This window comes from Chroococcidiopsis sp. [FACHB-1243] (assembly GCF_014696895.1).
Lineage (GTDB): Bacteria > Cyanobacteriota > Cyanobacteriia > Cyanobacteriales > Chroococcidiopsidaceae > Chroococcidiopsis.
This window is the reverse complement of record NZ_JACJQX010000022.1, coordinates 1-14,526: the sequence shown is the minus strand read 5'-3', so window position 1 is coordinate 14,526 and position 14,526 is coordinate 1. Positions and strand designations below refer to the sequence as shown.

At 47.5% G+C, this 14,526-nt stretch carries 13 protein-coding genes and 1 pseudogene; 6 read left to right on the top strand and 8 right to left on the bottom strand.

Going from position 1 to position 14,526, the window contains the following annotated elements:
- Positions 1 to 170: 170 nt before the first annotated feature.
- Together H6G17_RS17215 and H6G17_RS17210 are read right to left on the bottom strand one after the other, a co-directional pair.
- On the bottom strand, positions 171 to 3,335 hold the full coding sequence (locus H6G17_RS17215) for an efflux RND transporter permease subunit (RefSeq protein WP_192159197.1): 3,165 nt from the start codon (positions 3,333 to 3,335) through the stop codon (positions 171 to 173).
- 6 nt (positions 3,336 to 3,341) lie between these two features.
- The gene (locus tag H6G17_RS17210; protein ID WP_192159336.1) at positions 3,342 to 4,025 is read right to left on the bottom strand and encodes a cobalt transporter; all 684 of its coding nucleotides are present in this window, start codon (positions 4,023 to 4,025) and stop codon (positions 3,342 to 3,344) included.
- A 125-nt stretch (positions 4,026 to 4,150) separates the two neighbouring features.
- Here H6G17_RS17210 and rppA point away from each other — a divergent pair, with 125 nt between their 5' ends.
- The 4 genes from rppA to H6G17_RS17190 all read left to right on the top strand — a co-directional run bounded on the left by rppA (position 4,151) and on the right by H6G17_RS17190 (position 7,297).
- Positions 4,151 to 4,837 (top strand): two-component system response regulator RppA, encoded by a 687-nt coding sequence (gene rppA, locus H6G17_RS17205; protein ID WP_192159195.1) that lies wholly within the window; start codon positions 4,151 to 4,153, stop codon positions 4,835 to 4,837.
- A gap of 34 nt (positions 4,838 to 4,871) precedes the next feature.
- Positions 4,872 to 6,242 (top strand): two-component system sensor histidine kinase RppB, encoded by a 1,371-nt coding sequence (gene rppB / locus H6G17_RS17200; protein ID WP_192159193.1) that lies wholly within the window; start codon positions 4,872 to 4,874, stop codon positions 6,240 to 6,242.
- Between the two features lie 174 nt (positions 6,243 to 6,416).
- Complete coding sequence (locus H6G17_RS17195; RefSeq protein ID WP_192159191.1) at positions 6,417 to 7,118, top strand: glycoside hydrolase family protein; 702 nt, start codon at positions 6,417 to 6,419, stop codon at positions 7,116 to 7,118.
- 20 nt (positions 7,119 to 7,138) lie between these two features.
- The gene (locus H6G17_RS17190; protein WP_192159189.1) at positions 7,139 to 7,297 is read left to right on the top strand and encodes a hypothetical protein; all 159 of its coding nucleotides are present in this window, start codon (positions 7,139 to 7,141) and stop codon (positions 7,295 to 7,297) included.
- 250 nt (positions 7,298 to 7,547) lie between these two features.
- Here H6G17_RS17190 and H6G17_RS17185 read toward each other — a convergent pair whose 3' ends face one another.
- From H6G17_RS17185 to H6G17_RS17170, 4 genes are all read right to left on the bottom strand, one after another.
- Positions 7,548 to 8,207 (bottom strand): class I SAM-dependent methyltransferase, encoded by a 660-nt coding sequence (locus tag H6G17_RS17185; RefSeq protein ID WP_192159187.1) that lies wholly within the window; start codon positions 8,205 to 8,207, stop codon positions 7,548 to 7,550.
- A gap of 14 nt (positions 8,208 to 8,221) precedes the next feature.
- Positions 8,222 to 9,082, bottom strand: coding sequence for an RNA polymerase sigma-70 factor (locus H6G17_RS17180; RefSeq protein ID WP_192159185.1), 861 nt, complete (start codon positions 9,080 to 9,082; stop codon positions 8,222 to 8,224).
- Between the two features lie 81 nt (positions 9,083 to 9,163).
- A complete protein-coding gene (locus H6G17_RS17175) occupies positions 9,164 to 9,712 on the bottom strand; it encodes an NAD(P)H-dependent oxidoreductase (protein WP_242038448.1) in 549 nt (182 codons plus the stop codon).
- Positions 9,713 to 9,857: 145 nt separating this feature from the next.
- The gene (locus H6G17_RS17170; protein WP_192159183.1) at positions 9,858 to 11,249 is read right to left on the bottom strand and encodes an MFS transporter; all 1,392 of its coding nucleotides are present in this window, start codon (positions 11,247 to 11,249) and stop codon (positions 9,858 to 9,860) included.
- Positions 11,250 to 11,523: 274 nt separating this feature from the next.
- Here H6G17_RS17170 and H6G17_RS17165 point away from each other — a divergent pair, with 274 nt between their 5' ends.
- Positions 11,524 to 11,790, top strand: a complete 267-nt coding sequence (locus H6G17_RS17165; RefSeq protein WP_347276444.1) for a metal-sensing transcriptional repressor — start codon at positions 11,524 to 11,526, stop codon at positions 11,788 to 11,790.
- An 81-nt stretch (positions 11,791 to 11,871) separates the two neighbouring features.
- On the opposite strand, the pseudogene H6G17_RS34705 reads toward H6G17_RS17165, so the two are convergent.
- A pseudogene (locus H6G17_RS34705) lies at positions 11,872 to 12,424 on the bottom strand (cation diffusion facilitator family transporter); the annotation flags it as partial.
- 504 nt (positions 12,425 to 12,928) lie between these two features.
- Between H6G17_RS34705 and H6G17_RS17155 the strand changes: the two are divergent.
- Complete coding sequence (locus H6G17_RS17155; RefSeq protein ID WP_192159181.1) at positions 12,929 to 13,546, top strand: TMEM165/GDT1 family protein; 618 nt, start codon at positions 12,929 to 12,931, stop codon at positions 13,544 to 13,546.
- Positions 13,547 to 13,548: 2 nt separating this feature from the next.
- Here the strand turns inward: H6G17_RS17155 and H6G17_RS17150 are convergent, their stop codons facing one another.
- Complete coding sequence (locus H6G17_RS17150; RefSeq protein ID WP_192159179.1) at positions 13,549 to 14,154, bottom strand: hypothetical protein; 606 nt, start codon at positions 14,152 to 14,154, stop codon at positions 13,549 to 13,551.
- Positions 14,155 to 14,526: the final 372 nt, after the last annotated feature.

Sequence of the window (14,526 nt, the reverse complement as noted above, 5' to 3'; positions counted from 1 at the left end):
CAGCGCGTTGCTGAAAGTGTGATAATTTTCAAGTGGCTGCTTACGAAGAAAATAGAATTTCAAGTTTCATATTTGTCAGATTTCATTACGGAATCAGCAACGCCAAACCTTGAGGTGCGATCGCTTCCCATGTCGGTAAACAAATCGCGCCTCTGCTAATCCTCAAAGAATTACAGCATCGAGTCTGCTGAAGGTTGCGGTGTCACGTTCACGGGAAAGTTCGTTTCAACTGCGGCTACTTTTTGTTTGGGGATCAACCACTTGCCAAACTTAGCGTAGATTGCAGGAATTACTAACAACGTCAATGCTGTGGAGGTGAATAAGCCGCCCAAAACCACGATCGCCAGCGGTTGTAGAATTTCGTTTCCGGCTCCACCAGACAGGACAAGGGGTAATGTTCCCAGTGCTGAGGTGAGAGCAGTCATCAAAATAGCATCAATTCGTTCCAAAGAGCCGCTGACGATCGCATCTTTGGGGTGCATTCCTTGAGCAAACTTGTTGTTGTAATTGTCTACCAACAACAAGCCATTCCGGACAGCGACACCAAACAGGGTGATAAAGCCAACTAAAGATGCAACAGACATCACACCGCCACTCAATACGATCGACACAATTCCGCCCACTAACGCTAATGGTAGATTGATCATAATCGCGATCGTAGCAGGGAGTGACTTCACCGAGAAGAACATCAACACCGCAATGACGATCGCAGCCAGGATGCTAAACACCAGTAGGTTATTAGTGGCATTTTGCTCTGATTCAAACTGTCCGCCGTATTGAATAAAGTAGCCATTGGGCAACTGTACCTTTTGCCGAATCTGAGCTTGAATATCGCCCACCACGCTACCCAGATCGCGCTCGGCAACATTCGCTGAAACGACAATTAGCCGTGAAACGTCTTCTCGATTTACCACATTAGCTCCCATGCCGTAATCTACTTTAGCAACGGCGCTGAGGGGGATGGTTTGACCTGTGGGAGTGAAAAGCGGAATCGCGCGAATCGCATCTAAACTATTGCGAGCATTCTCTGCCAGTGAAATGGAAATATCGATCAGCTGCTGGTTTTCTGACACCTGCGACACCACTCGACCGTTTAGTGCCGTTTCCACAACGCCCGATATTTGTTCCATGCTCAAGCCATAGGTCGCAGCTGCGGCGCGATCGTATTGAATTTGCACCTGACGAATCGGGAGTTGCGGTTCGAGCTGCAAGTCTACAACTCCAGCAATCGGCTGGATGACATCGCGGACTTGTTCTCCTACCTTTCGCAGTTCTGTCAGGTCAGGTCCAAAAATTTTCACCGCGATCGCACTTCTGACCCCAGACAGCACCTCATCCATGCGGTGGGAGATAAACCCACCAATGTTAGGCGCAACACCAGGGAACTTGAGGAATGCTTCACGCAGTTGCTTGATGCTGGCTTCTCGGTCTTTCAGCGCCGTATCGCTCAGTTCCACATCCACGTGCGCCATACTGACTCCCGCCCCATCGGCATCGCCAGGAGCGCGTCCTGCCCGCACCTGCACCCAATCATATAGGGGATTGTCCTTCAGCAAGTTAGAAAGCGCCATCCCTGCCCGATTCGTCATATCCAGCGAAACACCAGGGAACAGCACCATTGAATTAACCATCGATTTTTCCTGGAATTCCGGCAGGAATACCCGTCCGAGGGAAGGCACGATCGCAAACGCTGCAACTAAGGCAGCCAGTGCCAATCCCAGAATGATTTGGGGCGATCGCAGCGATAAATTGAGCAGCGGACGATATAAGCGTTCTGCCCAGCGCGAGGCGAACGTGTTTTCTTGAGGCAGCGTTTGATTAGCTAGCAAAATGGCGCATAGGGCGGGGGTTAAGGTCATAGCAACCAGCAAAGACGCACCAATTGAGAGCAAATAGGCTAACCCCATCGGCGCAAAAATCCGTCCTTCTACGCCAGTCAGACTAAAGATGGGTGCAAACACAACGATAATGATTACCGTTGAGAAAATTACCGCCAGTCGCACTTCCACAAACGCATCGAAGATGACTTTGAATGGGTGCTTAGGATTGCCCTGAGTTTGATTGGTTCGGAGTCCGCGATAGCAATTCTCCATGTAGACGATCGAGTCATCAACGAAAGCGCCTAAAGCAACGACCAATCCACCTAACGTCATGGTGTTAATCCCTAAGCCAAACGCTTTCATCAATAGCACACCGATCAACAGCGATAGGGGAATCGCAGTCAGGGTAATCATTGCTGTGCGCCAGTTCATCAAAAACAGCAGCATGACCACCGACACGATCGCGATGCCTTCCACCAAAGAACCACCGACATTGCCAATGGCTACATCAATGAAGTTAGATTGACGGAATGTTTGCGCTACCTGTATGTCGGCAGGCAAGGTGGACTGCAACGATCGCATTACGGCTTCCACCGCTTTTGTAACTGTGGGCGTATCGACGTTGGGCTGTTTATTGATCATCAGCACTACCGCAGGCTGTCCGGTGAAGCTAGCATCTCCCCGTTTTAGGGCTGCCCCAGTTTTTACCTCTGCCACATCTTCGAGCAAAATTGGTTTGCCGTCTTTCACTTTGACCACGGACTGCTGCAAATCTTGGATGGATTTCACCTGTCCCATGCCGCGCACCAGCAGTTCCTGACCGCCACCAATCAAAAACCCGCCTGGAGCATTGGCATTTGCCCCCCTGGCGGCATCGGTGACTTCGGTGAGAGAAACATCGAGCGATCGCAGTTTTGCCGGATCGATCAGCACTTGTTCCTGACGCTCATCGCCACCATAGACCGTGACTTGGGTAACTCCAGGCACGGACAAAATTTGATTGCTGAGCGTACTATCGACTAAACGACGCAGATCCATCAGCGACGTTTTTCCCTGTCCGTTGACAGTGAAGGCATATTGCAGAATCGTGCCCAATGGCGATGCCAATGGTGAAATTTCCGGTGGATGCACCCCTTCAGGAAGCTGATTGGTCACCTGCTGGAGGCGTTCCGTCACCGATTGGCGTGCCCGATAAATATCGGCATCCTGGTCAAACACCACCTGTACCATCGATAGCCCTACCTTGGAGGACGATCGCACGGTGGTTACTCCTGGCAAGCCATTTACCGCACTCTCAATTGGCACGGTAATTTGCGATTCCACTTCCTCCGGAGCCAGTCCAAATGCTTCGGTGTGAATATCAACCTGGGGAGGTGCAAATTCGGGAAACACATCCAGCGGCATCTGGGTAACGCCGATCACACCCCACACTGTTACCAAAATGGCACCAACGACGATGAGCCACCGTTGGGCAATTGAATTTTTGAGCGTCTGATTCAGAATTGAATTAAACATTTTAAATTAGAAGCCCCCTTTCTTGTTAGAAAAGGTTCTCTTTTTCTTGCGACTGCCACCCATGAGGGCAATTCCTCCTACCAACAGTGCTGCTCCTCCAACGACTGCGGCGACTAAGATCCCCATCGGGAATCCACTCGATCGCGGAGTCGTTTCACCAGGCTGTGAAGCAAGATTGCCAGCGGCATCGTGTTTGTGAGGGATTCCTTGTGCATCAGCCTGAGCGTGATTTGCATTGGTTTGAGGGGAAGCGATCGCATCTGGACTGGGAGATGCAGTGGTTTGGGTTTTACGAGATTCGGCATAGAGCGACAAACTCCCCTGAGTGACGAGCTTTTCCCCAACGGATAATCCTTTTGTCACTTCAACCAGTTCGCCCTTGGTCGCGCCCTTGGTGATGGGAACTGGCTCATAAAAATTCTCGTATTGCACAAAAACTAACTGTTTGCCATCAGCATCTACCAATGCGGTGACAGGCACCATGACAGCGGAGCTACCATCTGCGGCTGGGGCGATCGGCGCGACTACAATCCCCAACATCTGGTCGGTTTGGGCATTGACTTTTACGCGCTGAGCGCCGCCTTGTGACTGAAATTCATCGCCATGCCCAACATGAGCAAACACAACAGTGGGCGCACTAACAACTAAACTGACGGCAAGAATGGAACTAATAAATGGAACGGGTTTCATCATACCTCCTTACACAGACGCAGGGCTGAACCAAAATCTTTCATAGTCTGCCAAATAGCAGATGAAATTCAGGTGAAATAGAAGCAGTTTCGATAAAATCAATTTCGTGGTTGAATTTTTGAGCAATGCGAATTCTGTTGGTAGAAGATGAAGCGGATCTAGGACTGGCGATTAAGCAAGTGTTAATCGGCGAAAAATATGTGGTAGATTGGGTGCCGGATGGTGTTGAGGCATGGCACTGTCTGGAAAACCAGTGGACGGATTACACCGTAGCGATCGTCGATTGGCTTCTACCAGAGCTATCGGGTCTGGAGCTATGTCAGCGGCTCAGATTGCACCAAAATCCCTTACCCGTGCTGATGCTTACTGCTTTGGGTCAGCCGGAAAATCGTGTAGCTGGACTGGATGCTGGAGCCGATGATTACCTGGTCAAGCCGTTTGTGATGGAAGAACTGCTGGCGCGGTTGCGGGCACTTCAGCGGCGATCGCCCCACCTCCAACCGCGATCGCTTACCGTTGGCACGTTTACCTTGGATTACGCTAACAATGCACTCTGCAATAGACTAGCCCAACCACCTCAAACGATTCCTTTAACGGTGAAGGAATTTCAAATACTCGCTTATCTGATGCAAAATCCCGCTCGCATCGTTTCGGGTAGCAAAATTCGACATCAACTATGGGATCTCGAAGAAGAACCGATTAGCAACGTGGTCGCGGCACAAATGCGGTTATTGCGTCGCAAGTTAGCCAGCTATGGCTGCGACTGCCCGATTGAAACAATTCCCGGTCAAGGCTACCGATTTAATCCTTAACCCGATCGATGCATAGCTTACCTCGCTCGCAACCATGAACAGTCACGGACTTTTTCGCCGCAGCCGTACCCGTTTAGCACTCTGGTATGCGGTTGTTATGGGGGCAATCTTGAGTCTTTCTGGATTTGGGATGTATCGCTCGTTGGTTCAGTCCAATTGGGCGGCAATGGAACGAGAAATGGAGTCGATCGCGGGAACGCTGCACGACAGCTTGGAACCAATGCTGCCTGCTTCAGGAGATCCTACTACCGCACTGCGGCAGATTTTCCCTGAATTGTGCTCGATCGGACAACCCTGTAACACCAATCCTACCTTGATTCAAAGACATACAATTGGACTGAGCGATCGCAGCACCTACTACCTTCGTCTGTTCGATCGCCAAGGTAATCTCCTCGCCTTTTCACCCAACCAACCCGCAAAACTACCTCAAACTTTGCATGTTGACCCGTGGCAATCGCTTCGGAGTCCGAATGGCATCCGCTACCATCAATTCACCATCATCCTACACAGTGCTGATACCCATGACGCGATTCATCAGCACAGTCCTCACTCATCCTGGGGGTATTTACAAATTGGGCGCACCTTAGAATCCTTTGATGCTGAAGTCAACCGGATGCAATGGATTTTGCTCGCTGGGTTTCCGATCGCTTTAGGCTTGGTTGCGGTTTCTAGTTGGTGGCTCTCAGGATTGGCGATGCAACCGATTTACCAGTCCCATCAGCAACAGCAACAGTTCACTGCTAACGCCGCCCACGAATTGCGATCGCCGCTTGCCAGCCTCTTAGCCACCGTAGAAGCCATCTTACGAGTGCCGCAATCGAATCCGCAAGAGATGCAAGCCATGCTCCACACGGTCGAACGACAGGGACGACGCTTGAGTCATTCGATCGCAGACTTGCTCTTATTGACCAGCCTCGAGCACAATTCATCGCCCAAGCCCTTTCAACCCTGTTGCTTAAACGATCTAGTCAGCGATCTAACGGAGGAATTTTTAGAGCTAGCAACCATCGCTGAAATTCACCTAACGCATCAAATTCCCGATCGCGAAATTTATGTTTTGGGGAACGAGTCCCAGCTTTACCGTCTGGTGTCAAACTTAATTGCGAATGCGATTCAGTATACACCGAGTGGAGGTCAAGTGGTGGTTAGCTTAACCGCCCGCGATCGCTCCGCTTTTATTAGCGTAAAAGATACAGGAATTGGGATTGCGCCAGAAGAACAAACCCGCATTTTCGACCGCTTTTATCGCGTTGACAGCGATCGTTCGCGAAAAACTGGGGGAACTGGGTTGGGCTTGGCTATTGTCCGGGCGATCTCGCAGGTTCACCAGGGTAGCATTCAGGTTCAGAGCCAACTCGGTCAAGGCACGCTATTTACCCTGCGATTATCCTTAGCGATCGACTGATATGCACGGGGAAAGATATTTTTATTAGTATCTGAGGATGATGTCAAGCAATCTGCCAGAAATTCCTGTTATGATGGCTGGGATTGTTGCGATCGCATTAAGAATAAGGACGGCTAAATGCAGATTATTCTGACATGAAACTAGAACAATTTCCGCTCGGTTAGCTCTAAGCAAATGCAGAAATCCTTCAGTAACAAGCCAAACAACCTCAGACAACCTGAAAAGCCGAGATGGTGGTTTAGATTTCTTGTTTTAGGGGTGTTAGCCTTACCTATTCTCGTTTGGAATGGACGCAGAGAACAACAATCTCCTGAAAAAAATCCTTTTGGCTACTTACCACAACTAGCTATGGCGGGAGGCGATCCTTATATTCGGGCATTAATGCGGACGATATCTGCCAGCGAGTCAAATGCTAAAAATCCATACGTTCTGCTCTACGGTGGAGACCACGTTCACAATTTAAATCGACATCCTAACGTTTGCAGGCAAATTGCTAGCGGTCCAAATCAGAAAAAATGTTCTACTGCTGCGGGTCGTTACCAATTTCTCACATCGACTTGGTTAGAAAAAGCTCGCAAATATCACCCTCACCCTCATGGGTCTACAGGTTTGAGTACGTATAGTTTTGAGCCTAAATACCAAGATAAAGTCACCTATAAATGGCTGAAAGACCGTCGGACTTGGGGTACAGATATTCCGTTTTTGTTGAGACAAGGACGAGTCGATGAAGTCCTACAGATGCTATCAGGTACTTGGACAAGTTTGGGATATGGAATTGAAGATAACTGGGTAACTCCTTATTTAGCAAAAATTTATCAACAAGTTCTTGCCGAGGAATTGGCACAAGTCCAAAGTTCGGGAGATCGCCATCACTAAATTTTCGCTCGATTATTGACTTGAAATTTACAAAGCTAAATGTTGCTGGTGTAACCGTTCCCAAAATGCCTGTAGGTACTCTTGGAATGGAGATGGGAGACCGCAAAGACTCGTTTATTGTGTTTTCCTTCGATCGCCAAGGTAGAGCTAAAGCCTTTAACAAGTATCCATCCTCGTGAGGCGAGATTCTGCCAAAAAAGCTTTTGTGAGAATGCAACCTCGCTCAAAATCTATTGCTCCTGATGCAAATAATATCCTTTCCTTTTTCGTATGTTTCCCATGCCTCGACCTGATAAATTATTGATGCTTGTCTGCGATCGCATCTTCTAAAATTTTATTTGCCAAGAGGTAAATATTTATTTTCGACGCTCTTTGTATTGCTAAAGGAGAAGAAATAGCGGCACTGAAATCTTCATTGACAAAAAATTATTAACAGACTTTTCCTTGAATGAATGCGAGTCCGCCATAACGAGTCTTTCCTACTTCAATTTCCGTAAATCCAATCTCTGCCATCAAAGCTTGGTACTCAGATAAGCTAGTTTCCACCCAGAAATGAACCAGCAGTAGGGGGTATAAAATCCGTAGCAGGGGATGAGTCGGTGGTTCAATATCGACAATCAGTAAGAGACCACCTAGTTTCAGAACGCGGTGCATTTGAGCAAATGCTTGGCGTTTCAGCTCTTCTCCAGGCAAATGATGCAGCATCATGCTACTCAAAACGGCATCGAACGTACAATCGGGGAAAGGAATGTCTTCAATCAACCCAACTTGAAAGGATACGTCTACATTTTCCTGTAGGGCTTTACGCTGGGCTACGTCTATCATCTCTGGGGAAGCGTCGATGCCGTACACCTTCCCGGTTGAACCAACCCGTGACTTGGCTGCCATCGCCAGACTGCCAGTGCCGCACCCGACATCCAAAACTCGCTCGCCTGGTTGTAGGTTTGCCATCGTAGCAGTCATTTCTCGAATATCCCGCTCTTTTCCCAAGGAGACTAACCCAACAACTGCATCATATAAATGCGCCCAGCGGCGAACAGTTTGACCGGTGGTTTGAGGTGGTTGTGCGGAAGGTTGAATTCGATGCATTATTTTTCTTCTTGTTACTGAATTTGCTTCAACTTAGTAGGGTTCGCGACAGCAAATAACGATTTAATTTCGCGATCGCAAACATCAAACGTAAAAACGCTGTGGGGCTTACCATCTACATAATTCACTAGTCCAGGTTGACCGTTAATCCGAAGCATCCGAGGCGTGAGTGTGGGTAAAAGTCGGCTGCGTCGAATTGCAATCAAGAACCGTGCCACTTTCAAGCGACCGTTTAGCGGTTTTTGAGCTGCCACGACTTTTCCACCGCCATCTGCCCAAAAAGTCACATCTTCTGCCATTAATGCAATGAGACTGTGTAAATCTCCTTGGTTCCAGCTCTCTAAAAACTGTGCAACTAGCTCCTCTTGCTGTTGCGATAACGTACCGACGTTAGGTCTTCGCAGGGCAAGATGCTGGCGGGCGCGACGGACAATTTGACGACAATTAGGTATGCTTTTATCGACTATCTTGGCAATGTCAGCGTACTCATAATCAAATACTTCGCGCAGCAAGAAAATTGCGCGTTCAATTGGCGACAAACATTCCAACAACATTAAAAATGCAAACTGTAGCGAGTCGGCTAGCTCGACTTGCTCAATGGAATTGGTAGTAATTTCGGCGATTGAAGGTTCTGGCAGCCAGGGACCGATGTATTTTTCTCGTTGGGTGCGAACCGAGCGCAAGTAATCGATACACATCCGAGTAATGAGTTGGGAAAGGTAGGCTTTCGGGGATTTTACCTCTACTTCGCTCAGTTGCCATCGCAACCACGCTTCCTGCACCATGTCTTCCGCTTCTGTAACGCTACTGAGCATACGATAGGCGATCGCCAATAGCAAAGGTCGGTACTGGTTAAACACCTCTAATCGATTCATCAGTTACCAAGTCGCTGCTATCGTCTTTAATTTCGTTCTTGCTGTCTCAATCGCCTGCTGTCGAATTGCATCCGGCATAAATTAGTTTGGTACTGATACAACCGTCACTTCCTCAATACAAACAAAGCCCAAAACCGCTCGCAAGTAAGGTTTGCAGAAATCCATCTGTGCCATCGGTGTGCCAGGGCTATAGTCCGATGCGCTCGGAAGGATCGCTAAGGCTTTTTTACCTGTGGCTAGTCCCTCAAATGTCAGGGTTTCCTTGTCAAAGGCAAAGGTTCGACCTACCCGAACTACATTGTCTAAATATGCTTTCAGGTTTGACGGTATGCTAAAGTTATACATCGGCACGCCAAGCAAAAGGTAGTCTGCCCCCAATAATTCTGCAATTAGTTGCTCGGAGTGCGCTAAAGCTGCAATCATTTCTGGTGTTCTGGCTTCTGGAGCAGTATAATTAGCTTTTGTCCATAGCTCTGTAGGATGGGCTGGGGGATCGATACCAACATCACGGATGATATGTTGAATGTCAGGATGAGCGGTTTTCCAAGTTTGGACAAACTGGTTGCTCAGGGTACGGGAAATTGAATTTTCCTGACGAACGCTGGATTGAATTTCCAGTAACTTCTTCATGAAAAGGTTTTTCGTTTTTTGTGGATCGCTTATATATAAGACGAAAAACGTCCCATTGTTGTGACAGTCGCAATCTGTCAAAGCTAATTTAATAGACTGGGTAACACTTCTTGGCGCGATTGCGTGTTTTGCCCCTCCAACAACTCTAATGACTGTGATGATGGTGGAGATCGCTTTGATAAGGATGGCTGTGGCGCATAGTTTCGTGTTTGTGAAAATGATTGTGTGGTTCGCGCGCTAGTGTCTCTCGAACGTGCTCGTGTTGATGGTGCTCGTCATGAACGTGTTCGTGTTCGTGCCAAAAACTCTTGTGTACGTGTATGTGTTCGCGATCGCGTCCTTGGGGTGAGAGAGCAAGTTGTACCGCAATCAGGACTGTCAAGCCGACTAAACTGCCATAGAGAAATTCGCGATCGCTAAAGTAACTTCCCAACCAGCCAGCTAGGGGGTAGGAAATTCCCCACCACAGATGACTCCAAGCAAAGTGTGCGCCGTAAACTCGTCCTTGGGCATCAGCACTGATGTAATCGGCAATTAAGGTTTGAGTGGGTAAGTTCACGCAATTTTGTCCGGCACCAGCCAGTAGCCATAATACCATCAGCAACGCTAGGTTGGAAAAGTTAGCGGGTAGCAGTGCCAATGTCACGAGAATTGCACCGCACAGCACAAAGGTTGTTCTCGGCAAGCGTCTGTTCGCGCTACCTACAACGACTGCTGAAAGAGTTGCGCCCACCCCAAAAGCAGCCATTACCCAGCCGTACTGTACGTTTCCTAGTTTCAGCGTTCCTTGGACGTAATTGACTGTATTGACTAAAATTTGCGCTCCAGCAATGGATGCGACTAACTGCATGAAAAGCGCGTATCGAATCGGGGCATCCGTTAAAAGGCGGGTTGTACCATCTTTGATGTCTTGCCAAGTTCTGCCTTTTGTCTGTGACGAGAGTTGGCTTGATGCTCTCAATCGATCAGGTAGAGTGAAGATTAATCCTGCGGCAATTAAGAAAGTCAAGGCATCTAGAAAGAAAACCTGTCTTGCTCCAATCAAAGCCGCAACGCTACCAGCAATACCTGGACCGAGTACACCTAGCAACTGGAATGTGGCACTAGAAAGCGCGATCGCTTGCGGGTAATCGTTTTGCCCAGTCACTAGGGGGATTGTCGCTTGATAAGTTGGCGTAAAGAAGGCATTAAAGGTGTTGAGTGCGAAGATCAGTACGTAAACTTGCCAAACTTCTGTCACAAACGGCAATAGGCTGACAATAACCACTCGTATCAAGTGAGTTGCGACCAAGATCGGCTTGCGGTCGAAGCGATCGGCGATCGCACCTGCTAACGGCGAAAACAGAACGAATGCAGTCACTCTCAATGTCAGCGCCAAAGATAGCACGATCGCCGAGTTCTTCCCAGCTAAATCGAAAGCGAGGAGAGCTAGACCAACCCAAGTGAGGGCATCGCCCAACAGACTAGTGGTTTGAGCTGTATAAAGTCTGGCAAATATGGGATTTCTCAGGCTACTGAAAATCGAAAAGACATTCATTAGCTTGTCACGCTCCAATCTATTTAGTTAAGGAGTTGAATAGCGATCGGCATTCAGCCAGGTGAAAGTTGGGATAAAAGCTCGCTTATTACCATATTATCTCAAGGGATAGCTGTGGAATCCCTATATTTAAGTAAATTCAGAATTAACCCCTATAGGGGCATATCAAGGTGAGCCAGTGAAAAGCAGCGAGCAAGAGCGGGGAAAATTTGGGTTGGCACTCAAATAGAAGCAAAACTAGAATATTTATATCTGTATACCCCAGGGGGGGATAATGATGTCTAGCTCCCAGTCCAAAGATGTTCTCAACCGTCTAGCTAGAATCAAAGGGCATGTCGCAAGTATTCACGAGATGGTTGAAGCGGATAGGTCCAGTTCTGAGTTGATTTTGCAGATTGTGGCTGTACGCTCAGCACTCAACAAAGTAGCCCAGATAATTCTGATGGCTCAGCTCGAACAATTCCAAATAAATGCAGATTCAGGGAGCAATTATGAGACAGAATTAGCTAATTTTCGCAAAGCTCTGAATCTAATTATTTAGCTGCCAATTCATTCAAGGAGGTCTGCATGAAGTTAGGGAAGATCCTAATAGTTTGTACAGGTATTGGCGGGTTGACTCTGCAGCAACTAGAAAGGCAATTAGTGGATCGAGTACTAACCAGCCCGTTAGCGGCACGAAGATCAGACCTAGCATGACACCAACAGAAGTCCAGACATCTGTTAGCAGGTGATGGGCATCATCTCGCAGGGTAATCGAGCGCAAGCGTCTGCCCGCACGTAACAGCACCAAGGCAAGTCCGCCATTGACTGCCGTAGCTACCAATGACAGTCCCAGTCCGATCCCGATTTGGTCTATGGGCTGTGGATGAAGTAGGCGTTGCCATGCGGCTACGGCAATACTGACAGCAGCAACAAGAATCAGTGACCCTTCCACACCACTAGAAAAGTATTCTGCTTTAGAATGCCCGAAGGCGTGTTCTTCGTCAGGGGGTTTGGCAGCAAAAGTCAGCGCCCAGGTTGCGACTCCTCGCGACTAAATTGACTCCAGACTCAGCTGCATCTGAAAGCAATCCTACAGAGCCAGTCAGAAAATATGCACCCACCTTCAGGGCAATAGTCAGTAGAGCGGCTCCAATTGAGAGCAAGGCATAAGAACGGGCAGAGGAGTTTCTCATAGCAGCTTTTGCGTTCGTCAGAGTGTAGGAACAATCCAAACAATTTTCTACTTTAGAGCCAGTCGCTTCCAAGTTCTTCACCTGTAAGTAGGAAACGATCGGGGGAAGTTTGAGTTGTTAGAAATTGGAAAATAGGGAACGTGAACATGAAATAAAAATGAGAAAAATATGAAATAAAAATGACTTTGATGATGAGAATTATCTCGCATTTCGATCGGAAATATTATGATTTTTTACTCGCTCTGATGTATGATAGAAAAAGTTTGAAGGGGAGTAGCTGCTGGTAGTTAAATTACCAGTAATCTGAATCAACATACTGGCATCCAGCCTGGTTCAGAAAACAATTTTACTGCTGAATTCAGTTAGGATAACCGCTAAGACTGAAAAGCAAAAGATTGAAAGCGAGACCTTCACTAAGTTCACAACTGAGGTGAGCTTGGTGAAGTGTTTGTGCGCTCGTCAAGCTCGCTCAAAAATCGCAACGCATTTGAGGAGTTTGGGAGAGTGCTAACTGCTTTTACTGCTGGCTTGTTACTAATTACAATTTCCGAATTGGGCGATAAGACATTTTTTATCGCAGTCGTGATGTCCATGCGCCATTCCCGCCGTTTTGTGCTTGCAGGCGCAGTGGCAGCACTTGCCGCCATGACAGTCCTATCGGTGATGTTAGGACAAGCGATCGCTTTCCTGCCCAAAACATACATCCACTATGCTGAAATTGCTCTGTTTGTTTGCTTTGGGATCAAGTTGCTGGTTGATGGGTGGAAAATGCCCTCTACAGCCCAAAGTTCAGTTGTCGATGAGGCGAAGACAGCTGTAGAACACAGCGAACTGAGCCTGAAACAGCACAAAAGCAACTGGGCGGTCATTCTAGAGAGTTTTATCTTGACGTTTTTAGCAGAGTGGGGCGATCGCACTCAAATTGCCACAATTGCGCTTGCCGCGTCGAATAATACTCTGGGCGTAACGGTAGGAGCGATTCTCGGACACGCCATCTGCGCCCTAATTGCTGTTGTTTGCGGCAAAACGATCGCGGGGCGAATTTCCGAGCGGGCGATCGCGATACTAGGAGGAGTATTATTCTTTTTATTTGCTGCCGTTGCTTGGTGGGAAGGAGTTTAGCTCTAAAGGGGAACGTTTTGTACCATCCAGCCCAAGATGAAACCTGAATAAGATAAACCTGTTGCCAGAGTAACAGCTTTGCTCCTGCCAAATGATTCTGTAAACATCGCGATTGTCACAACTGAGTTGATACCAGTTGCCAGCCCAAGGGTGATGGGAAGATAAATTGGTAAGTTTTGAATGCTTGCCCAGACTATTCCCGCAACCGCTATAGCTGAAGGCATGATCTGAGCAGCTAGTAATATCTTGACCAAATAATTTTTGTGGCGCTCGCAAAATCTTCTTTGCCTCAGATTAGCAAGATTCCAATAGTTAATTAAAACGGCTAAAGCCCAAACCCAGAGACTAGCACCAACAACAGCAAAATGAAACCCCAGCAGTCCGTAAAGTACGAAAGTTAATAAACCAAGGGTCCAAACTTTATTAGAAGAAAATAAGCGGTCGGTTAGTTCAAGCCTTGAGTTAATCCGATCGCTAACTGGTATGTGTTTTCCCGTTGAGATAGATGAATTTTTTTGGCTGTATTCCCAGTAAATTAGCTGGGCGAGGATTATCTGTGCGATTGCAGCTAATCCTCCAATTAATTTTGTTATTTGTGGTGGGGGCATTGATGATAAACCTAGTAATCATAAATTTACATTAGCTTTTTGGAGAGCGAACTGCCTCTAAATTGGGATAAACTTACAGCCAATCTAAAAAAGTTTTTAACAGAAGCCAAACATCTAAGCTAGCGATAATGGTAGCAACTGACTCAGCTATATAGAATTCACAGACTTTTCCATCAAGTGGCAATCGCTCATAAACACAGCAATAGAATGAGTGCAAATGACAACTTTAATCTTAAAATGACTTGACTGCAACCTAGTAAGCAAACTGTACGGTAGTGGTATTTCGTAAAGGATGGAGAAAAATAGACTTCTTAACAACTGGATGGCTCCGCTTGAATCCTTTGGTTGTAGTGATGAATAAAATTCCAGATC

Bases quoted from the DNA above. Each gene is read 5' to 3' on its own strand.
- H6G17_RS17215 (WP_192159197.1), bottom strand. From the start codon at position 3,335: ATGTTTAATTCAATTCTGAATCAGACGCTCAAAAATTCAATTGCCCAA.
- H6G17_RS17210 (WP_192159336.1), bottom strand. From the start codon at position 4,025: ATGAAACCCGTTCCATTTATTAGTTCCATTCTTGCCGTCAGTTTAGTT.
- rppA (WP_192159195.1), top strand. From the start codon at position 4,151: ATGCGAATTCTGTTGGTAGAAGATGAAGCGGATCTAGGACTGGCGATT.
- rppB (WP_192159193.1), top strand. From the start codon at position 4,872: ATGAACAGTCACGGACTTTTTCGCCGCAGCCGTACCCGTTTAGCACTC.
- H6G17_RS17195 (WP_192159191.1), top strand. From the start codon at position 6,417: ATGCAGAAATCCTTCAGTAACAAGCCAAACAACCTCAGACAACCTGAA.
- H6G17_RS17185 (WP_192159187.1), bottom strand. From the start codon at position 8,207: ATGCATCGAATTCAACCTTCCGCACAACCACCTCAAACCACCGGTCAA.
- H6G17_RS17180 (WP_192159185.1), bottom strand. From the start codon at position 9,082: ATGAATCGATTAGAGGTGTTTAACCAGTACCGACCTTTGCTATTGGCG.
- H6G17_RS17175 (WP_242038448.1), bottom strand. From the start codon at position 9,712: ATGAAGAAGTTACTGGAAATTCAATCCAGCGTTCGTCAGGAAAATTCA.
- H6G17_RS17170 (WP_192159183.1), bottom strand. From the start codon at position 11,249: ATGAATGTCTTTTCGATTTTCAGTAGCCTGAGAAATCCCATATTTGCC.
- H6G17_RS17165 (WP_347276444.1), top strand. From the start codon at position 11,524: ATGATGTCTAGCTCCCAGTCCAAAGATGTTCTCAACCGTCTAGCTAGA.
- H6G17_RS17150 (WP_192159179.1), bottom strand. From the start codon at position 14,154: ATGCCCCCACCACAAATAACAAAATTAATTGGAGGATTAGCTGCAATC.